The following is an 18,592-nucleotide window of genomic DNA, read 5'->3' on the forward strand; positions in this document are numbered from 1 at the left end:
CCTGGTGGTTCGATCAGCCGATGATCAACGTCGAGACGTAGAACAGGCCGGCGGCCAGGGCCATGGAGGTGGGCAGGGTGAGCACCCAGGCCAGCAGGATATTGCTGATGGTGCTGCCCTGCAGGCCGCTGCGGTTGGCGACCATGGTGCCGGCCACGCCCGAGGACAATACGTGGGTGGTCGACACCGGCAGGCTGTAGACGTTGGCCAGGCCGATGGCGCAGGCCGCGGTGATCTGCGCGCTCATGCCCTGGGCATAGGTCATGCCCTGCTTGCCGATCTTCTCGCCGACGGTCTTCACCACGCGTCGCCAGCCGACCATGGTGCCGATGCCCAGGGCCAGGGCCACGGCAATGATCACCCAGAAGGGCGCGTACTCGGTGGTGGCGGTCAGGTCCTTGCGCAGCTTGTCGAGGTCGGCCTTCTCCCGCGCCGGCAGGTCCGGCAGCTTGCCGACCTTCTTCGCCGAGTCGTCGAGGCACAACAGGTAGCGGCGGATGTCGATACGCGCTTCTTCGTTGAGGTCACGGTAGTCGTTGACGCCATCGAGGGTGCGCAGCAGGCCGTTGATGGTCGGCTCGGTGAGTTTGGGGTCGCAGCGGAACTGCTTGGGCAGCTCGGTATTGGCGGATTTACCCAGGGCCAGGAACTCGTTCAGGGTCGGCGCGTTGCGCTGGTAGAACTCGCCCAGGTGAATGGCTGCATCACGGGTACGGGAAATCTGGTAGGTGGTGCTGTTCAGGTCGAGCACGAACTTGGCCGGCACGATGCCGATCAGTACCAGCATGATCAGGCCGATACCTTTCTGGCCGTCGTTGGAGCCGTGCACGAAGCTCACCGCCATGGCGGAGACGATCAGCACCAGGCGGTTCCAGAATGGCGGCTTGTTCTTGCCCTTGGTTTCCTTGCGCAGCACCGGCGTGCTGTGCACCTTGGGGGTCGGCATCCAGTACTTGAGCGCCAGGAACAGCAGGGCGGCGACCACGAAGCCGGCAACCGGCGAGAACACCAGCGACAGGCCGATATCGATCGCCTTCTGCCAGTTCACCCCATCACCCAGGGGGATGTCGGTGAGCAGCGCGTTGGCCAGGCCGACGCCAAGGATCGAGCCGATCAGGGTGTGCGAGCTGGACGCCGGAATGCCGAAGTACCAGGTGCCCAGGTTCCAGGTGATGGCCGCGGCCAGCAGCGAGAACACCATGATCAGGCCACGGCTGGTGTTGACGTTGATCAACAGCTCCACCGGCAGCAGGTGGACGATGGCATAGGCCACGCCGACGCCACCGAGCAGCACACCGAGGAAGTTGAAGATGCCGGACATGACCACCGCCAGGTTCGGCGGCATGGCCTTGGTGTAGATGACCGTGGCCACGGCGTTGGCGGTGTCGTGGAAACCGTTGATGAATTCGAAGGTGAGGACGAAGAGCAGGGCGAGTGCGAGGCTCAGCGCCAACCAGGCATCAAGCCCGCTGAATAGTTCGAACATGGGGGGTACGTCTGGCTCATGGAAGAGGTGGGTTGTTCCGGGCAACGCTTGCGGGAGGCGATCGATTGCCGCGCCGGGCAGGGTGCGGCCAGGGTCAGCATGCGCCTGCGGGGCGGTAGCCGAATCGGCTCACGAACCTGCTTTTTGCGCTGCCGGCCCAGGCGTCGAACCTGCCGCCTGAAATATCTGGACGCGATTTACCGCGAAAATCGATCCGGAAACAACTGGTGGCACATAAAGAATTCATATTTTTTTGATCTGACTCAGGGCCGTTCGGCTGCCAGGCAGACCGTGGCAGCGCGTCTACAGCATGCGTTTGAGCACGTTGTCGCGGCGCAGGAAGTGGTGCCAGAGCACCGCGGCGATATGCAGGCCGATCACGTAGTAGAACGCGCTGCCCACCGTGATGTGCAGGTCCTCGATGCGGTGCGCCAGGTGCGGGTTCAGCTCGAAGGGCGAGGGCAGCATCAGCCCGCCCAGGGGAATGCCGCCGCGTTCGAGAAACACCACCAGCATGCCCATCAGCGGTTGCAGCAGCAGGAAGGCGTACAGGGCGATATGGGTAACTTGCGAGGCCAGCCGGGTCAGCGGATTGAGCGCCGGCATGATTGCTGGCGTCGGGCTTGCGAAGCGCGCCAGCAGGCGCGGCAGCACCAGGGCGAAGACCGCGATGCCGACCCAGAAGTGGCCCTGCACCACCAGCAGGCGCGGGTCGCTGCCTTTCTCGAACCAGCTGCGGCTGGTGATCAGCACGTAGGCCAGCACCACCAGGGCGGCCATCAGCCAGTGCAGGCGGCGGCTGGTGGCGCTGTAGCGGAACGCTGCCGGCGCGGCGGTGGGGTGGGGGTTTGTGCTGCTCATCGTTGACCTCTGTGGGTGACTGGCCGGGGCCGGATTGTTAAGTGGCGTTCAGGGTTGCTGCTGTGGTGCGCGTGGTAGCGACAGGGTGGCGAGCAGGCCGCCGTCGGGGTGGTTGCTCAGGGCGATGCTGCCGCCCAGATGGCTGGCGATCATCTCCACGATGGACAGGCCAAGGCCCGCGCCGCCCGGGTTGTCGCGGCTGTAGAAACGCTCGAAGAGGCGTTCGATCTTTTCTTCGTCGATACCTGGCCCGTGGTCACGCACGCTGAGGGTCAGGTGCTGCTCACCGTCATCACCGAGGCGCACCTCGACCTCGGCGCCCGCGGGCGAGAAGTTGGCGGCATTGGTGACCAGGTTCTGCAGGGCGATCTCCACCAGTGGCCCGTCGCCGTGGATCAGGTAGCGGCCGGGCTGCACTTCCAGGGCCAGCTCCAGCCCCTTGCCGAGCATCCACGGGGTCAGCTCCACCAGGGCCTGGCGTACGGTGGCCTCGAGGTCGACGGGCTGCCAGGCCTGGCGGGCGATTTCCGGCTCGACACGGGCCAGGGTCAGCAACTGGTTGACCACCCGGGTCAGGCGGTCGACGCCGCCGACCAGATGGTTCAGGGCCTTGTCGCGGGGCTCGGCCTGGCTGGCCTGCAGGGCGTTCTGGGCGTGAATGCGCAGGGTCGCCAGGGGTGTACGCATCTCATGAGCCGCATCGCCGATAAAGCGCCGTTCACGTTGCAGCAACTGCTCGATCTGCGAGAGCAGGCGATTGAGCGCCGCCTGCATCGGCTCCAGCTCGCGGGGCAGGGGCGTCAGTTGCAGCGGCTCCAGGGAACCGCCGTGGCGCTTGCGAATGATCTGCGCCATGTTCTGCAGCGGCCGCAGGCCCCAGCCGATGGCCAGCCAGATCAGCGCCGACAGCACCACGATGCCGATCAGGTTGGGAATCAGGGTGTGGCGCACGATGCGGTTGACCAGATCCTGGCGCACGTCCTCGCGCTCACCCACCCAGATCAGCAGGCCGTGGCGCTCATCGGGCAGCAGGAAGCCGTGCCAGTTGACGTCGTAGAGGGTCTGGTCGGAAAAGCCGGGCGTGGTGACCGGCTGCTCGAAGGCTGGTGCGCTGGAGGAGCGGATCAGGCTGTGACCCTGCTTGTCCCACACCTGGAAGGCCATCTTGCCTTCGTAGGGGTGGCCGATGCGGTGGCTACCCGCCTGGCTCAGCGCGGCATTGAAGGCCCGGTACAGCGCCTGGCGCTGTTCGTCCGGCAACTGGGCATGGATGGCGCCCTGCAGCAGCCGGGCGCTTTGCGCCAGCTGGGCGTCGTAGATCTCGCCGATCTCGTGGCGGCTGTCGTGGAAGTTGTAGAGGCTGATGGTCAGGGTGCCGAGCAGCAACAGGCCCAGCACCAGCACCAGGGTACGGCGTCGCAGTGAGGTCATCTCAGGCCTCCACCAGGTAGCCGATGCCGCGCACGGTTCTGATCAGCTCGCTGAACAGCTTCTTGCGCAGGTGCGAGATGTGCACTTCCAGGGTGTTGCTTTCCGCTTCCTCGTCCCAGCCGTAGAGTAACTGCACCAGACGCTCGCGGGTGAACACCTTGCCCGGGTGGGCGAGCAGCTCGTGGAGCAGCAGGTATTCCTTGGGCGTCAGCGCTACCAGGTTGCCCTGAAAATGCACCTGCTGGTTGGCCGGGTCGAGGCTGATGCCGGCATGCTCGATCAGCGCGCGGCCACGGCCGGCGCTGCGGCGCAGCAGGGCACGGATGCGCGCCTTGAGTTCGTTGAGATCGAACGGCTTGGCCAGGTAGTCGTCGGCGCCGGCATCCAGCCCGGCGACCCGGTCGCGGGGCTCGTCGCGGGCGGTGAGGATCAGCACCGGCAGGTGCGAGCCGCTGTTGCGCAGTTGCTGCAGCACGCCGATGCCGCTCAGCCGGGGCAGGCCGAGGTCGAGCACCAGCAGGTCGAAGGTTTCGCTGCGCAGCGCATGCACCGCACTGGCACCGTCATGCAGCCAGTCGACGGTGTAGCCCTCGGCCTGCAGGCCGGCGCGCAGGCCTTCGCCGAGCGGCAGGTCATCCTCCACCAGAAGCAGTCGCATGGGTGTCCTCGAGCAAATGGTGGCGATCAGTCGAGCTTGTGCTCGACCTCCTCCAGTAAAGCAGCGATTTCGCGCTTGCGGCCCTGGTCGGCGAGTTCGCGACCGGGGCGCGGCGCGGCCTGCTGGGCCTTGAGCAGTGCTGCCTTGGCCTCGGCGTACTTGCCTTCGCGGGCCAGATGATCGCCCCAGAAGTACAGGCTGTCGATGCCGTTCGGGTTGATCAGCAGCGCCTGCCTGAGCAGCTCGTCGGCCTTCTTGGCATCGCCGAAACCGATGGGCCAGCCGGGCACCCGGTCGTACAGCGCCGCCAGGCTGGTGTAGGCCGAACCCTGCAGGGCGTCGGGGTCGAGCTGCAAGGCCTTTTCCAGGTCGCTACGCGACTGCTTGGCCTTGCCCAATGCACCGAGGCCGCCCTGGGCGCCGGCCCAGCTGCTGGTGACGATGCCTTTCCAGATCCACGCCTCGGCGGCTTTCGGCTGGGCCGTGGTGAACGCCTCGGCCTGGGCGGCCAGTTTCTCGAACTCGGCGACCTTGCGCTCTTGCGGGGTGTCGTACTGGATCTGCGCCCAGCGTTGCTGGATGGTTTGCAACTGCTGGGTAGCGGCGGCATCCAGTGCCCAGGCGCCGGTGTGGATGCCCAGGGCGGCCAGGGCAACGGCGAGGTGAATCAGGGATCTTTTCATCGTGGAGGCGTCTCGGATACATGGGTGAAACGGCGAATGGTCGGCAGTTGCTTGCGGATCGCCCGGTCGACCAGGCCCGGCAGCAGGCCGTTGAGGCGTACCAGGAGTTTTTCCGGCCAGCCCAGGTACAGCTCGGCGAGGTTGCGCTCGATGGCGCTGGTCACCTGCCAGGCCACGCGCTGGGGGGCGTCGACCTTGCTGTTGAGCGCCTCGTTGAGGGCCATGGCGGCGCTGCTGTTCATGCCGGTGCGGGTCGCCCGCGGGGCCACGTAGAGCACGTCGACCTCGGTGTCGGCCAGCTCGCGGCGCAGGGCTTCGGAGAAACCGCGCAGGGCGAACTTGCTCGCGCAATACACGGCGTAACCCGGATAACCGATGGAGCCATAGGTGGAGCCGACGTTGACGATCAGCGCGTGGGGCTGGTCGCGCAGGGTCGGCAGCAGGGCGCGGGTCAGTTGCAGGGTGGCCACCAGATTGATCGCCAGGAGGTCGTCGATCTGTTCATCATCGACCTGCTCGAACAGCGCGAACCGGTTGACGCCGGCGGCGTTGAGCAGCAGGTTGATGCCGCCCAGGCGCCGCGCCGCGTCGAGCACCGCGTGGCGGCCGTCAGCGCTGCGCAAATCGGCCTGTAGCGGATGAAGGCGGTTGGGATAGAGGTGCTGCAGGGCTTCCAGCGCTTGTGGCTGGCGGGTTACCGCAATCACCTGGGCACCTTCGGCGCAGAGTTGTTCGGCCAGGGCCTGGCCAATGCCGCCGCTGGCGCCGGTCAGCACCACACGGCAATCACACAGCCGCATGGCTGAGCTCCCGGCGCTGTTGCGTTTCGAGGCGCGGCAGGCCGCGGAACATGTCGGCGTAGAGCTGATAGACCACCTTGCTGGCGTGGATTACCGCCAACTGGTCGGCGCGGTCGTCGAGGCGGTCCATCAGGCTGCGGTAGGTGTCCATATGGCCGAGGTCCAGCGAGCCGTGGGTGGACAGGTAGTTGAACGCGGTGTGCGGCAACTGCAGGCCCTGGCGGATCGCCTCGGCAGCCTGGGTGGCCAGGGCGATGCTGGTGCCTTCGAGCACGTTGACCATGCCGAACAGGCCGACCGGGTTGCCGCGGGCGATCAGGTCGTAGAGAAAGCTCACCATCAGCTCGATGGGCAGCGATGGCTGGCCGTCACGTACCTGTTCGGCGTCGCCGCCGCAGGCGCTGATGTCGTTGAGGATCCACTTCTCGTGGCCGTATTCCTCGTCGATGTATTCGCACACCGCCGCGCGCAGCCATTCCAGCCGTGCCGGCAGGCGGGCGCCGCAGGCCATCATCAGCGGCACGGTGTGGCGCACGTGGTAGTAGGCCTGGGTCAGGAAGGCGCGATAGGCCTGCAGGCTGACCTGGCCGGCCAGCGCGTCACGGATCACCGGCGTGGCGAACAGCGCCTGGCGCTCGGCGGCGGTGGCGTCCTGCAGTTCGTCGAAGAAACTCATGGCTGCTCCTTGGGGGCAACGGGGGTTGAGAAACGGTAGGCATGGCGTGCCAGGATGGCCTCGCGGCGCAGGCGACCATTGCTGGTCAGCAGGCCGTTGGCCGGGGTGAAGGGTTCGGACAGGCGCTGCCATTGGTGCACCCGGGCGTAGTCGGGCAGCTCGATGTTGGCCCAGGCGACGCTGTGCTCCAGGGCCTCGTCGCTGCAGTCCGGGTCGACGGGCCAGAGCAGGGCGATGTTGTGCTCCATGGCCTCGCCGTACACGAACGCCTGGGCGATCACCCCGCGCTGGGTGAGCTCGGCCTCGACCCAGTCGGGATTGACGTTGCGGCCGAAGCTGGTGGTGAACTGGTGTTTCTTGCGGCCCTTGAGAAACAGGTAGCCGTCGGCGTCGAGCGCGCCGATATCGCCGGTGGCCAGCCAGTCGTCGGCGAACGGTGCCTCGCCCAGGTAACCCAGCAGCGCCGAGCCGCGCACCCACACTTCACCGTCTTCGGCGATGCGCACCTCGACGTGGGGCAGCGGGCGGCCGACGCTGCCAAGGCGGTTGTATGCCGGGGTGTTGAGGCACACCACCGAGGCGCATTCGGACAGCCCGTAACCCTGGTAGACCGGCAGGTTCAACTGCGCGGCGCGCTCGAGCAACTCGTCGCTGACCCGCGCGCCACCAACGGCCACGAAATGAAATTGGCTGGCGTCCAGCTGCCCATGCTCGAGGGCGATGATCAGGCCGAGCAGCAGCTGCGGCACCAGGATCAGGCTCTGGGTCTGCTGGCGTACCAGCTGGCCGAGCAGGCGCGGCCAGTCGACCCGCGTCGCACCCTCGATACCCAGGCTCTGCTGGGGCAGCAGGGTGACGCTGGCGCCGGCCAGCAGGGCAGCGTATACGCCAAGGTTTTCCAGCAGCACGGCCAGTGGCAGCACCGCCAGATACTGCCTGGGCGCCGCCGGGCGGCTGGCTGCATGCAGCTCATGGGCGACCCGCAACAGGGCCTCGGCGCTCAGGCACACGCCCTTGGGAGCGCCAGTGGTGCCCGAGGTATAGGTGATTTTCGCGGTGCCTGCCGGCAATGGCTCGCCAGCAGAGGCGTCGCGCACCCAGAAGCCGCCAGCCTGGCGAAAGCCCGCTTCGCCCAGTTGCTCGGCCAGCGGGGCGTCGCTCAGCAGCAGGTCGACGCCGCTCTGCTGCAGGCAATGGGCGGTCTGCGCCCAGGTGAAGAACGGCGGCAGGGTCACGCAGGGGATGCCGGCGAACAGCGCGGCCAGGTCCCAGAGCGCCATCTGCGGGCCGTTGTCCATGATCAACGCGAAGGTCTTGCCGGGCTGGGCGAGCAATAGCGCCTTGCGCGTTTCTATCTCGCTCCACAGCTGGGCGTAGTCGATGCTCTCGGTGTCGTCGCGCAGTGCCGGGCGCGACGGCTGGCGATGGGCGTGGAGCAGCAACAACGCCTTGAAGTCATTCAGCTCAGGCGGCATGGCTGTGCTCCATGTCGAAAGCCGGCAAGCCCAGGCGCGCCGCGATACCACTGACCTGCAAGTGGGCGAGGCCGGCGCGGATGCTGCCGGCGAACACCTGGGGGCGCTGCGCGTAGTAGCTGCCCCAGCGGTGCTGTTCGGCGCCCAGGCGCTGCGGGTCGGCGTCACCGAGCAGCAGCGGGTTGAGGCCCAGGCGCTGGAAGCTGTTGATCAACGACGCCGCGCCGGTGAACACCACCCAGTCGAGCTTGCGCCGGGCCAGCAGCCAGGTCATCACCACGATGATCAGCCGTGCGCTGCCGCCACTGCGTGCCGCCAGGTTGCCGACCTCGACGATCTGCCGGCGCTCCACCGGGGCGCCGGCGAGCCGCGACACCACGCGCTCGATCGGCTGCGGCAGGTACTGCTCGAGAAACAGCGCGCCGCTGTCGGCGGTGCGCACGCCGGCAGCGGCGCAGAACGCCCCGTGCGGGTCACGCAGGGCCAGCAGGGTGGGCATGAAATGGCGGATGTCGGCGTGATGCACGGTGGCGAAGCATTCGCGAACGAACCACTCCAGCGATTCGCGATCGGCATGTTGCTGCGGCACCAGGGACAGCGACAGGTTGCGCCCGGCGTACGGGCCAACAGACTGCGCAAGGGCAAGGTTGCATTCGGTATCGATCATTGGCAGCGCTCCAGCGACTAGGCGATGGAGACACTATCGGGGCCGAACCTTAATGAAGTCTGAAGGCCATCACGCCGGCAACGCGCGCATCCCTTCGAAGATCAGCCGCGTGGTGGCGCGCACGTTGGCGGCGTGGGCCTGGCGGTCGAGCTGGTCACTGGCGGTCAGGCGCAGCAGCTGCAGGTGGGAGTAGTCGTTGAGCAGGAAGGCGGCCAGCTCGACGTCGAGGTCGGCGCGCAGCTTGCCAGCGGCCTGCAGTTCGCGCAGCAGCTTGGCGATCTCGCCCTGCAGGCCGCGGTTCATCTGGCGGTAGGCCTCGGGCAGGCCGCTGTCGCCGCCCACCAGCACCAGTGGCAGCAGCTCGCGCCAGAGCGCGGCGGGCAACACCTCCAGGGCGTAGCTGACCAGCAGGTGTTCCAGATGGCAGAGCGCGTCGACGGGGTCGTCGAAATCGCGGATGCGCTTGCGCACATCGACCAGGGCGCGGTGATCGGACTCCTTGATCATCTCCAGAATGATCTCGTGCTTGCTGCCGAAATACTTGAACACCGTGGGCGCCGAGACGCCGGCATCGCGGGCGATCTGCTCGACCGTGGTCTCGCGAAAGCCGAGGCGCTGGAACAGTGCCACGGCCGCTGCCGAGATGGCCGCGCGGCGTAATTGTTTCTGACGTTCGCGTAATCCGCTCACCGTCGCTCCTGGGCATTGGGGGTAATGGCAATGATAGCTGGCTATGTTTTATGGGGAAAATATTTTATTGACTAAAGAAATTAATAGGATTAATTATTTCCCCGTACCTGCCGTACGCAGGGCCATTTCCAGGATGAGTCAGATGAACCAGATTCTCGACCGCTCCCTGGTTTCCCGTCATACGGAAGTCAGCGAGATGTACGACCAACAACAACAAGAGCCCGTACTGATGCAGGGTTTCCCTGCCGAGCCGGAACAGCGCGTGACCTGGGCCAACTGGATGTCGCCGCCGTTCAATCGCTGGGGCTTTCGCAACCTGGCGCGCCTGCGCCCCAGCATCGATGTGGCCGTCGGTTCGCGGCCGAGTTCGGTGCTCGCCCATGCCCCGGTAGCGCTCGAGCGTCTGAGTTTCACAAGCACCTGCGGGCGCACCGTCAGCGTGCTCGACAACCTGCGTGCCAGCAAGACCGACGGCTTCCTGGTGCTGCACAAGGGCCGGGTGGTCTACGAGAACTACTTCAACGGCCAGGTCGCCAGCGACCGCCACATCATGTTCTCGGTTACCAAGTCGCTGATCGGCGTGCTCGGTGAGCAGCTGATCCACGACGGCGTGCTCGATCCCCAGGCGCAAACCCAGCGCTACGTGCCGGAACTGGCCGGCAGCGCCTTTGGCGATGCCAGCGTGCGCCAGCTGTTGGACATGGCGGTGGGCGTTCACTACAGCGAGATCTACGACGATCCCGCCTCGGAAAGCTCCCAGTACGGTTACGCCTGCGGCTTCAAGCCGGCGCTGCCCGAATATGCCCAGTACGAGTCGCTGTACCAGTACCTGCCGTCGCTGCGCAAACGCTGCGAGCATGGCGGCCTGTTCCACTACGTGACCGCCACCACCGAGGTGCTGGCCTGGGTGATGGAGCGCGCCAGCGGCGTGGCCTGCGCCGAGCAGCTGCAGGCGGTGTGGCAGCAACTGGGTTGCGAGCGCGACGCCTACTTCATGGCCGACCCCTGGGGCCGCAGCGTTGCCGGTGCCGGCTTCAACGCCACCCTGCGCGACATGGGCCGCTTCGGCCTGATGCTCGGCAACGGCGGCCAGGTCGACGGCCGCCAGGTCATCGACAAGGCGGTGATCGAGGCCATCGCCAAGGGCTCGGACCCGGCCATCTACGGCGTCCACAAGGACTTCTCCGACTGGACGCCGGGCGCCTCCTACCGCAGCCAGTGGTACGTGTTCAACGACCACAGCCCGGCGATCATGGCCAGCGGTATCCATGGCCAGTACCTGTTCGTCGACTTCGACGCCGAGGTGGTGATCGTCAAGCAGTCGTCGCTGCCCGATGCGGTCACCGAGCTGGATATCGACACCGTGCAAATGCTCAGGACCATCGCCGCTCATCTGCGCGGCTGATTCAACGCAGATTCGACAAATACAAGATCCAAGAGCGCTGGTTGGCCAGCGCTCCAGCCTGCTGCGTCAGGTAATCGGTGGTCGATTTGGCCACCACTCGCTGCCCTGTAATACAAAAAAAATACACAGGAGCTTCATATGTACAGGTCCAAGCGCATCCCCTGCGTGTTGCTCGCATTCGGCATTCCGTTGGCCAGCCAAGCGGCCCTGGCGGGTTACCCGTTCGAATACGAGAATCTCAAAGGCGAATTCAACCTGGCGGCTGGCGCCGCCTCCGTCTCCACCCGCGGCGCCAACTTCGGTGCCGGTGCGGTAGACGTCCGCAGTCTTGAAAACAAGGGTTCCAAAGTTGCCTGGCAGGAGGCCTTCTTCAAGCCGGGCATCACCCTCGACTATTCCCTCAGCGACACCGTCAGCCTGCTGGCGGGCGCCTCGGCGATAGCCGCCGCTACCTACGGCGACGGCGATGCGGGAGGGTTCACGCGCAGCGGCGACAACCGCATCAACAGCGAAGAGGCCTACGTCGGCGTGCGCGCCGGCGACTGGAAGCTCACCGCCGGCCGACAGAACTACATCATCGGCAGTGGCTTCATCGTCATGGATGGCAACCTCGACCTGTTCAGCGACGGTGCCTACTGGCTCGGCCCGCGCACCGCCTTCAAGGATTCGGCGATCCTCGACTGGAGCCATGGCCCAGTCAAAACCCAGGCCTTCACCCTGCGCACCGACGACCACTACGGCGACTACCGCCTGACCGGTGCCAACCTGGACTACGACCTCGACGGCCAGGTGACCCTCGGCGCCATGGCCATGAAGGTCGACACCCTGGCCAGCAAGAGCAGCAATGCGGCGCGCCGCGACGGCATGCAGGTCTACAACCTGCGCGCCCTGCGTGGCCAGCTACCGGGCCTGCCGAACCTGACCCTCAATGGCGAATACGCGGTGCAGCGTGGTGGCGACTCGGGGCGTGAATTCGCTGCCAAGGCCTGGTACGCGCAAGCCGATTACCAGTTTCAGGATCTGCCGTTCACCCCGACGCTCGGCTACCGCTACGCCGTGTTTTCCGGTGACGACAACCTGGCTGACAACACCCAGAAGGCCTGGGACCCCCTCAACAAGGGGTTCGTGGACTGGAGCAACTGGCTGGTCGGCGACGTGGTGGGCAACTACCTGCTGTTCAACAGCAACGAACGGGTTCAGCAGCTCTCGCTCAGGAGCCGGGTGACCGACACCGTGGCCGTGGGCACCATCCACTACCAGTTCTGGCTCGACGAGAAGAACTTCAACGGCCAGGCCGTGGATGATCGCCGCTTCGCCGACGAGACCGTGGTGTTCCTCGACTGGACGCCCACGCCGAGTTTCACCGGCTCGGTGGCCTACAACTGGGTGACCGCCAAGTCGGCGGCCAAGCAGTTCTTCGGCGACGACGAGCGGTTCAGCGCCCTCGAACTGTACATGACCTATCGCTACTGAAACCGAGCCAGCAGCGCCCTGCGGGGCGCGGGAGTGGGTGATGACAAGCACAGCGCAAACCGGGCTCGGCGTGCCGAGTCTTGAGTGGGTGATGAGCATCCAGGTGGCGATCGCCGCGGAAGATAGGTTGGGCGTCTGCACGGACGGCCAGCGCAGCAACTACCGGATACTCGGCGGGCATTTCCAAGGCCTGGAGGTGCGTGGCGAAGTGGTCGCCGGCGGCGCCGACTTCTACCTGCAGCGCAGCGACGGCGTGGGTGAGCTGGACGCCCGCTACAGCCTGCTCAGCGACCGCGGCGAACTGATCAACATCCACAACAGCGGCCTGATCGTGCTCAGCGACAGCGGGCGCGAGTTGCAAGCGCAGGGTATCTGGCCGCTTCCCGAACACCATTACCGCTGCAGCTGTTCGCCGCGTTTTCAGGTGGCCAGCGGGCGGCTCGACTGGCTGACCCGCAGCGTGATGATCGGCAAGGTGAGCTATCCCGCTGCCGATCAGGTGGCCATTCACTGCTACCGAATCGCCTGAGCGGCTTCCCTTATCGCCATCAATGAATTCCACTGAAGCGGCAGGCCACCCCGTGGCCGAGCCGGCGGGTAACGACCATGAACATCGCTAATCAAAACCTGGTACGCGCTGCGTGCATCTTCATTGCCGCGGCCTCGATTCTGGTCATCGGCGTGCAACCGATCTTCATCGGTCTGTTGACCGAGCGCCTGAGCATGACCCTGGTCCAACAGAGCTGGACCATGTCCGCCGAAATGTGCGGCTCCATCGTCGGTACCCTGTTGTACCTGCCGATGATCCGCTTTCTCGGGCCACGCACCATCGCCCTGAGCACGGCCCTCGTGCTGCTGTTCGCCAACGCCGCCACCGCCAGCGTCACCGAGCTCGACATGCTGCTGGTGCTGCGCTGCATCTCGGGCATCTGCTCGGGCATCCTGTATTCCTACGCCATCTATTGCCTGGGCCGCATGAACGGACCGGATCGCTCCTTCGGCATCCTGCTGTTCGTGCAGACCGCGCTGTTCGCCAGCAGCGCCGTGCTGCTGCCGATAGTCGCCGAATGGCAGGGCTTCTCGGGGGCGATCTACTACCTGGCTGCCTGGTTCGTACTGGTCTGCCTGGTGTGCTTCTGCCTGCCCGTCAGGCAGGGTGTGGAAGAGCAGCAGCACGCCAGCGCGCCGGGGCTGTCCGGGCTCACCCTGATCGGTGTGTGCTCGCTGCTCGGCATGCTGTTCATGCAACTGGCGATCTATTCGCTGTGGGGCTTCGTCGAAGGCATCGCCAGCGACGCCGGCGTGGCGCCGGTGGATATCGGCTGGGCGATCAGCATCGGCCTGCTCGGCGGCCTGCCGGGTGCGGCGCTGCCGAGCATCGCCGGTCGGCACCTGGGGCGCATGCCGATGATCCTCACCGGGTCACTGGCCGTGCTCGCCGCCATCTACATGCTGGCCACGCGCATCCATACGGCGTCGGACCTGATGATCGCGGTGTTCCTGATGAACTTCGGCTGGAACCTGGCGCTGTCCTACTACATGTCCTCGGTGGTGAGCCACGACCCGAACGGCCGCCTGACCAAGCTGGTCGGCGTGGTGCAGGTCGCCTCGGCCGCGGCGGCGCCGACCTTGCTGAGCCTGTTCATCGAAGGCAACGACCGGCACAGCATCTTCGTGCTGTCCTCGGGTGCCATCCTGGTCGGCTGCCTGCTGGTGCTGATCATGCTGACCTTCGGGCGCCGCAAGGTGCACGGCAAGCCACTGGACTCCCCGGCCTGAGGCCAGGCCGGCAGCGAGGGCGCATGCCGCTCGGCGCTCAGCTTGAATGCGCAGTGGCCGAGGGGAGAGGGTGCTTGGCACCTCAAGAGGGGCTGAGTGGCGAGCTTTTTTGTCGCCGAGGGTTTACCGTATCGCCTGCTGGGTGGCGGCACGGGGAACCACGACATGGAAAAATCGACAGGCCGCAGCGACTGGGTGCTGCGCAGCCCTGAGCAGGGGCGGGTGGAGCGCATCGAGGCGTATTTCAGCGGCCACGGCTACGACCCGCATCGCCACGACTCCTACGCCATCGGCCGCACCTTGGCCGGCGTACAGAGCTTCCGTTATCGGCGCGCCATGCGCCACAGCCTGCCCGGCGGCACCCTGGTGCTGCACCCGGACGAGCTGCACGACGGCATGGCCGGCACCGACGCCGGTTTTCATTACCGCATGCTGTATATCGACCCGGTGCTGATCCAGCAGGTACTCGGCGGCCAGCCGCTGCCGTTCATCCAGGGCGGTTTGAGCGATGACGCACGGCTGCGCGGCGCTACCGAATCGTTCATGCAGGCGATGGACCACCCGCTGGAGGCGCTGGAAGAAGACGATGCGATCTTCGACCTGGCCCACGCCCTGCAGGCGGTTGCCGGCAAGCCCCGCGGTCGCCGCGCCTTCGATTACCCCGCCACGCAGCGGGCGCGCGAGTACATCCACAGTCGCAACGGCGCGAGCATTACCCTGGACGAACTGGAGCAGGTCAGCGGGCGTGATCGCTGGAGCCTGTCGCGGGATTTTCGTGCGCTGTTCGGCACCAGCCCCTATCGCTACGTGACCATGCGCCGCCTGGCGCGCTGCCGTGAACTGGCCTTGTCGGGTATCGGCCTGGCCGATGCGGCGCTGATCGCCGGGTTTTTCGACCAGAGCCATATGACCCGGCATTTCGTGGCCAGCTTCGGCCTGTCTCCGGCGCGCTGGTTGAGCATGGTGAAGTTGCAGGATCGTACAAGATAGCGCCCGGGGTGCCTCGCTAGAGTGGTGAAAACCAACCGAGGAGCCTCTTGTGAACCAGCCAACTCCATCCACCAAGCAAGCCGTCAACCTGATCCGCAAACTCGAACTGCTCGCCGAGCAATGGCAGCCTCGTGTGGTCGCGGAAATGAACGACTACCAGTTCAAGGTGGCGCGCCTGCAGGGCGATTTCATCTGGCATGCCCATGCCGAAACCGACGAAGCCTTTCTGGTGCTCGACGGCCAGTTGCGCCTGGATTTTCGTGACGGCTCGGTAACCCTGGGCAGTGGCGAGCTGTACGTGGTGCCCAAGGGCGTGGAGCACAAGCCCTATGCCGAAGAGGAAGTGAAGTTGCTGCTGATCGAGCCGCGCGGAGTACTGAATACCGGGGCCGAGGGCGGCGAGCGCACGGCGCTCAATGATCTGTGGATCTGACTGCAGGGCTGGCGTTCAGGGACGCCAGCCCTGCGCGGTGCTGTCAGGTGCCGCTCTTCACCTTGGTCCAGATCCGCGTGCGGATGCGGTCGATGGTCAGCGGCATGGCTTCCAGGGCGTAGAGCTTTTCCATCACCTCATCGGGCGGGTAGACGGTGGCGTCGGCCTTGAGCGCCGGGTCGACCAGGCCGTCGGCCTGGCTGTTGCCGTTGGCGTAGTGCACATGGTCGCTGATGGCGGCGATCACCTCTGGCTCGAGCAGGTAGTTCATGAAGGCGTAGGCGGCCTTTTCGTTCGGCGCATCCTTGGGCATGGCGACCATGTCGAACCACATCGGCGCGCCTTCCTTGGGAATCACGCAGGCGATGTTCACGCCGTTGCCGGCCTCCTTGGCGCGGGCGCTGGCCTGCATGATGTCGCCGGAGAAACCGACCGCCATGCACACGTCGCCATTGGCCAGCTCACCGACGTATTTGGAGGAGTGGAAGTAGGCGACGTTCTTGCGCATCTCCATCAGCAGCGCTTCGGCCTTCTTGTAGTCCTCGGGCTTCTGGCTGTGGTGCGGCAGGCCCAGGTAGTGCAGGGCGATGGGCAGCATCTCCGGGCCGTTGTCGAGAATCGCCACGCCGCACTTGCTCAGCTTGGCCATCAGCTCGGGCTTGAAGATCAGGTCCCAGGAATCCAGGGGCACGTCGCTGCCGAGCACCGCCTTGACCTTCTCGACGTTGTAGCCGATGCCGGTGCTGCCCCACAGGTAGGGGAAGCCGTGCTGGTTGCCCGGGTCGTTACCCTCCAGGGCCTTGAGCAGCGTCGGGTTGAGGTTCTTCCAGTTCGGCAGCTGGCTCTTGTCCAGCTCCTTGAGCGCACCACCCTGGATCTGCCGGGCCATGAAGTGGTTGGAGGGGAACACCACGTCATAGCCGGAGCGCCCGGCCATCAGCTTGGCGTCGAGGGTTTCGTTGCTGTCGTAGACGTCGTAGTGGGGCGTTACACCGCTGGCCTGCTGGAAGTTCTTCAGCGTGTCGGGGGCGATGTAGTCGGTCCAGTTGTAGATGCGCACGTCCTGCGCCGCCTGGCTGACCGAGGCGACGAGCATCAGCGGGATAAGCGTTTTCAGCATGGGAGACCTCAACTGTTGTTGTCGATGTTGTGGAGGCAGCACAGGACCTGTTCAAAGTCTGCTGCGCGTCGGCACTGCTGCGTTAAAAACAGGCTCAGAATGCTCATTTACAGCGCGTAAACTGCGCTTCTTCGCCTGTTTTTGCCTTGCATTGCTCTAGCTCGCGAAACTTTGAATAGATCCTCAGAAAATCAGTACATAGGTCTTGCGCAGCGTTTCTTGTATGTCCCAGACGCCTGTGGTGTTGGCCGGCAACATCAGTGCGTCGCCCGCTTTTATCTCGATGGGCTCGCCCGCGTCGGGGATGAAGGTGCAGCGCCCGGCGATGAAGTGGCAGAACTCCTGTTGCACGATCTGCCGGCGCCAACGGCCAGGGGTGCATTCCCAGATGCCGGTTTCCACGCCGTCGTCGCGCTCCACACAGGTCACCGAGGTGATGGCCGCGGGCTCGCTGAGTGGCACGGCGACCGGGTTGTGTTCGTCGAGTGCGACGCTGGCGGTATTGCGAAAGTGGGTGATGGTCATGGCTTGCAACCTGGCGTTGAGAAGAGGGCGTTCACTTCATGAAGCCTTCCATCAGGCTGGCGATGCGCTGCGCCATGTAGCGCTGCCAGGGCCGGCTGGATGGGTCGGCGAGCAGTTTGTCTTCACGCACGAAGCTGCGGATGATCGCGTTGTAACCCAGCCAGCGGCAGGGCTCCGGCTCCCAGCGCGGCAGGTCCTGCACGCGGGTGTCGTGGCGCACCCAGGGCTGGCGGGTGAGCAGGCTGTCGTTGCCGAGAATCAGGTCGGCCAGGGTGCGCCCGCCGAGGTTGCTGGCGCCCACGCCTTCGCCGCCGTAACCGCCGGACAGGGCGATGCCGTTGCCGCGGTCGCACAGCATGTGCGGGTGGAAGCGCCGCGCCATGCCCAGGTTGCCGCCCCAGGCGTGGGTGATGCGCACATTGCGCAGCTGCGGGAACAGCTCGCTGAACAGGTAGCGGCGCAGGCCGCGCTCTTCGTCGTTGAGGTTGAAGTCGCTGCGCAGCTTGCTTCCGAAGCGATAGCCGCCGCGGGCGCCGAAGATCAGCCGGTCATCAAGGCTGCGCTGGCCGTAGGTGACCTGGCGGCTGGCTTCGCAGAATGCCTGGCCGCGCTCCAGGCCGATTTCCGCCCAGGTCGAGGCCGGTAGCGGTTCGCTGGCGACGATCAGGCTCTGCACCGGAATCTGGTGGCGACCCAGCGGCGGCAGGTTCGGCGAGTAACCCTCGACGGCCGGAACGATCCAGTCGGCACGTACTTCGCCGGCCTCGCAGCGCACGCTGCCGGCCTGCCAGCTCAGGGCTGGGGTGCCTTCATAGATGCTCACGCCCATGGCTTCGACGCAGCGCGCCAGGCCGCGCACCAGGCGGGCCGGCTGGATGGTCGCGCAATGCGGGCTGTGAATCGCCCCGTAGGCGCCGGGAATACGCAGCTGCTGGGCCAGCTCTTCGGCGGGCAGCCAGCGGTAGTCGTCCTCGTTCAGCCCCTCATCGCGGTAGCCGCGCAGGTACTCGCGCAGGCGCAGCTCCTGTTCCGGGTAACGGGCCGCGCAATACAGCACGCCGCCCTTGCGGTAGTCGCAGTCGATCGCTTCGCGTTGCAGCACCAGGCCGACCTCATCGGGAATGCCGTGCAGCAGGTCGTAGGATTCGCGCCGCGCCTCGGCGGTGAGGCCGGCGAGCAGGCGGTCCTCGCCGAGCAGGTTGCCCATCAGCCAGCCGCCATTGCGCCCGGAGGCGCCGAAACCGGCGATCTTCGCCTCGAGGATGACGATGCGCAGCTCGGGGGCCTGGCGCTTGAGGTAGTAGGCCGTCCACAGCCCGGTATAACCGGCACCGATGATTGCCACGTCGGCCTGCAGGTCGCCGGGCAGCGACGGGCGCGGTGTCAGCGGCTCATCGAGTTGATCCATCCACAGGCTGATGTTGCGCCAGTCGTTCATGC

At 65.8% G+C, this 18,592-nt stretch carries 19 protein-coding genes; 6 read left to right on the plus strand and 13 right to left on the minus strand.

Going from position 1 to position 18,592, the window contains the following annotated elements; translation table 11 throughout:
* Positions 1–13: 13 nt before the first annotated feature.
* The 10 genes from QYS36_RS16480 to QYS36_RS16525 form a co-directional block, all read right to left on the minus strand.
* Entirely contained in the window at positions 14–1,486 is a 1,473-nt protein-coding gene (locus tag QYS36_RS16480; protein WP_308840507.1) for an inorganic phosphate transporter, read from the minus strand.
* A gap of 303 nt (positions 1,487–1,789) precedes the next feature.
* Positions 1,790–2,347: a cytochrome b gene (locus QYS36_RS16485; RefSeq protein WP_308840508.1), complete on the minus strand. Its 558-nt coding sequence runs from the start codon at positions 2,345–2,347 to the stop codon at positions 1,790–1,792.
* Positions 2,348–2,395: 48 nt separating this feature from the next.
* Positions 2,396–3,778, minus strand: coding sequence for an ATP-binding protein (locus QYS36_RS16490; RefSeq protein WP_308840509.1), 1,383 nt, complete (start codon positions 3,776–3,778; stop codon positions 2,396–2,398).
* Position 3,779: 1 nt separating this feature from the next.
* Positions 3,780–4,436: a response regulator gene (locus QYS36_RS16495; RefSeq protein WP_308840510.1), complete on the minus strand. Its 657-nt coding sequence runs from the start codon at positions 4,434–4,436 to the stop codon at positions 3,780–3,782.
* A 26-nt stretch (positions 4,437–4,462) separates the two neighbouring features.
* Positions 4,463–5,119, minus strand: a complete 657-nt coding sequence (locus tag QYS36_RS16500) for a hypothetical protein (protein WP_308840511.1) — start codon at positions 5,117–5,119, stop codon at positions 4,463–4,465.
* Complete coding sequence (locus QYS36_RS16505; protein ID WP_308840512.1) at positions 5,116–5,919, minus strand: SDR family oxidoreductase; 804 nt, start codon at positions 5,917–5,919, stop codon at positions 5,116–5,118. Before QYS36_RS16505 ends, QYS36_RS16500 begins: the two co-directional genes overlap by 4 nt.
* Positions 5,906–6,595: an iron-containing redox enzyme family protein gene (locus tag QYS36_RS16510; RefSeq protein WP_308840513.1), complete on the minus strand. Its 690-nt coding sequence runs from the start codon at positions 6,593–6,595 to the stop codon at positions 5,906–5,908. Before QYS36_RS16510 ends, QYS36_RS16505 begins: the two co-directional genes overlap by 14 nt.
* Positions 6,592–8,070, minus strand: coding sequence for an AMP-binding protein (locus QYS36_RS16515; protein WP_308840514.1), 1,479 nt, complete (start codon positions 8,068–8,070; stop codon positions 6,592–6,594). The genes QYS36_RS16510 and QYS36_RS16515 overlap by 4 nt, the downstream gene beginning before the upstream one ends.
* A complete protein-coding gene (locus QYS36_RS16520) occupies positions 8,060–8,737 on the minus strand; it encodes a thermostable hemolysin (protein WP_308840515.1) in 678 nt (225 codons plus the stop codon). Before QYS36_RS16520 ends, QYS36_RS16515 begins: the two co-directional genes overlap by 11 nt.
* Positions 8,738–8,806: 69 nt before the next feature.
* Positions 8,807–9,427 (minus strand): TetR/AcrR family transcriptional regulator, encoded by a 621-nt coding sequence (locus QYS36_RS16525; protein ID WP_308840516.1) that lies wholly within the window; start codon positions 9,425–9,427, stop codon positions 8,807–8,809.
* Between the two features lie 142 nt (positions 9,428–9,569).
* Between QYS36_RS16525 and QYS36_RS16530 the strand changes: the two genes are divergently transcribed.
* The 6 genes from QYS36_RS16530 to QYS36_RS16555 all read left to right on the plus strand — a co-directional run bounded on the left by QYS36_RS16530 (position 9,570) and on the right by QYS36_RS16555 (position 15,507).
* Entirely contained in the window at positions 9,570–10,832 is a 1,263-nt protein-coding gene (locus tag QYS36_RS16530) for a serine hydrolase domain-containing protein (protein WP_374990468.1), read from the plus strand.
* 138 nt (positions 10,833–10,970) lie between these two features.
* Positions 10,971–12,305 carry an alginate export family protein gene (locus QYS36_RS16535; protein WP_308840517.1) on the plus strand — a complete coding sequence of 445 codons (1,335 nt, stop codon included), beginning with the start codon at positions 10,971–10,973 and terminating at the stop codon, positions 12,303–12,305.
* A 40-nt stretch (positions 12,306–12,345) separates the two neighbouring features.
* Complete coding sequence (locus QYS36_RS16540) at positions 12,346–12,834, plus strand: DUF3237 domain-containing protein (protein WP_308840518.1); 489 nt, start codon at positions 12,346–12,348, stop codon at positions 12,832–12,834.
* A 77-nt stretch (positions 12,835–12,911) separates the two neighbouring features.
* Positions 12,912–14,084 carry an MFS transporter gene (locus QYS36_RS16545; RefSeq protein WP_308840519.1) on the plus strand — a complete coding sequence of 391 codons (1,173 nt, stop codon included), beginning with the start codon at positions 12,912–12,914 and terminating at the stop codon, positions 14,082–14,084.
* Positions 14,085–14,249: 165 nt separating this feature from the next.
* Positions 14,250–15,074 (plus strand): AraC family transcriptional regulator, encoded by an 825-nt coding sequence (locus QYS36_RS16550; protein ID WP_308840520.1) that lies wholly within the window; start codon positions 14,250–14,252, stop codon positions 15,072–15,074.
* Between the two features lie 49 nt (positions 15,075–15,123).
* Complete coding sequence (locus tag QYS36_RS16555) at positions 15,124–15,507, plus strand: cupin domain-containing protein (protein ID WP_308840521.1); 384 nt, start codon at positions 15,124–15,126, stop codon at positions 15,505–15,507.
* A gap of 43 nt (positions 15,508–15,550) precedes the next feature.
* Here QYS36_RS16555 and QYS36_RS16560 read toward each other — a convergent pair whose 3' ends face one another.
* The 3 genes from QYS36_RS16560 to QYS36_RS16570 all read right to left on the minus strand — a co-directional run bounded on the left by QYS36_RS16560 (position 15,551) and on the right by QYS36_RS16570 (position 18,590).
* Positions 15,551–16,627, minus strand: coding sequence for a polyamine ABC transporter substrate-binding protein (locus tag QYS36_RS16560; protein WP_308840522.1), 1,077 nt, complete (start codon positions 16,625–16,627; stop codon positions 15,551–15,553).
* A 183-nt stretch (positions 16,628–16,810) separates the two neighbouring features.
* Positions 16,811–17,152 (minus strand): cupin domain-containing protein, encoded by a 342-nt coding sequence (locus QYS36_RS16565; RefSeq protein WP_308840523.1) that lies wholly within the window; start codon positions 17,150–17,152, stop codon positions 16,811–16,813.
* Positions 17,153–17,183: 31 nt separating this feature from the next.
* Complete coding sequence (locus QYS36_RS16570) at positions 17,184–18,590, minus strand: FAD-binding oxidoreductase (protein WP_308840524.1); 1,407 nt, start codon at positions 18,588–18,590, stop codon at positions 17,184–17,186.
* Positions 18,591–18,592: the final 2 nt, after the last annotated feature.

This window comes from Pseudomonas sp. G34 (assembly GCF_031119625.1).
In the GTDB taxonomy this organism is placed as follows: domain Bacteria; phylum Pseudomonadota; class Gammaproteobacteria; order Pseudomonadales; family Pseudomonadaceae; genus Aquipseudomonas.

Excerpts from the sequence above, each read along its gene's own strand:
- QYS36_RS16480 (WP_308840507.1), bottom strand. The coding sequence starts at position 1,486 with ATGTTCGAACTATTCAGCGGGCTTGATGCCTGGTTGGCGCTGAGCCTC.
- QYS36_RS16485 (WP_308840508.1), bottom strand. The coding sequence starts at position 2,347 with ATGAGCAGCACAAACCCCCACCCCACCGCCGCGCCGGCAGCGTTCCGC.
- QYS36_RS16490 (WP_308840509.1), bottom strand. The coding sequence starts at position 3,778 with ATGACCTCACTGCGACGCCGTACCCTGGTGCTGGTGCTGGGCCTGTTG.
- QYS36_RS16495 (WP_308840510.1), bottom strand. The coding sequence starts at position 4,436 with ATGCGACTGCTTCTGGTGGAGGATGACCTGCCGCTCGGCGAAGGCCTG.
- QYS36_RS16500 (WP_308840511.1), bottom strand. The coding sequence starts at position 5,119 with ATGAAAAGATCCCTGATTCACCTCGCCGTTGCCCTGGCCGCCCTGGGC.
- QYS36_RS16505 (WP_308840512.1), bottom strand. The coding sequence starts at position 5,919 with ATGCGGCTGTGTGATTGCCGTGTGGTGCTGACCGGCGCCAGCGGCGGC.
- QYS36_RS16510 (WP_308840513.1), bottom strand. The coding sequence starts at position 6,595 with ATGAGTTTCTTCGACGAACTGCAGGACGCCACCGCCGCCGAGCGCCAG.
- QYS36_RS16515 (WP_308840514.1), bottom strand. The coding sequence starts at position 8,070 with ATGCCGCCTGAGCTGAATGACTTCAAGGCGTTGTTGCTGCTCCACGCC.
- QYS36_RS16520 (WP_308840515.1), bottom strand. The coding sequence starts at position 8,737 with ATGATCGATACCGAATGCAACCTTGCCCTTGCGCAGTCTGTTGGCCCG.
- QYS36_RS16530 (WP_374990468.1), top strand. The coding sequence starts at position 9,570 with ATGAACCAGATTCTCGACCGCTCCCTGGTTTCCCGTCATACGGAAGTC.
- QYS36_RS16535 (WP_308840517.1), top strand. The coding sequence starts at position 10,971 with ATGTACAGGTCCAAGCGCATCCCCTGCGTGTTGCTCGCATTCGGCATT.
- QYS36_RS16540 (WP_308840518.1), top strand. The coding sequence starts at position 12,346 with ATGACAAGCACAGCGCAAACCGGGCTCGGCGTGCCGAGTCTTGAGTGG.
- QYS36_RS16545 (WP_308840519.1), top strand. The coding sequence starts at position 12,912 with ATGAACATCGCTAATCAAAACCTGGTACGCGCTGCGTGCATCTTCATT.
- QYS36_RS16550 (WP_308840520.1), top strand. The coding sequence starts at position 14,250 with ATGGAAAAATCGACAGGCCGCAGCGACTGGGTGCTGCGCAGCCCTGAG.
- QYS36_RS16560 (WP_308840522.1), bottom strand. The coding sequence starts at position 16,627 with ATGCTGAAAACGCTTATCCCGCTGATGCTCGTCGCCTCGGTCAGCCAG.
- QYS36_RS16565 (WP_308840523.1), bottom strand. The coding sequence starts at position 17,152 with ATGACCATCACCCACTTTCGCAATACCGCCAGCGTCGCACTCGACGAA.
- QYS36_RS16570 (WP_308840524.1), bottom strand. The coding sequence starts at position 18,590 with ATGAACGACTGGCGCAACATCAGCCTGTGGATGGATCAACTCGATGAG.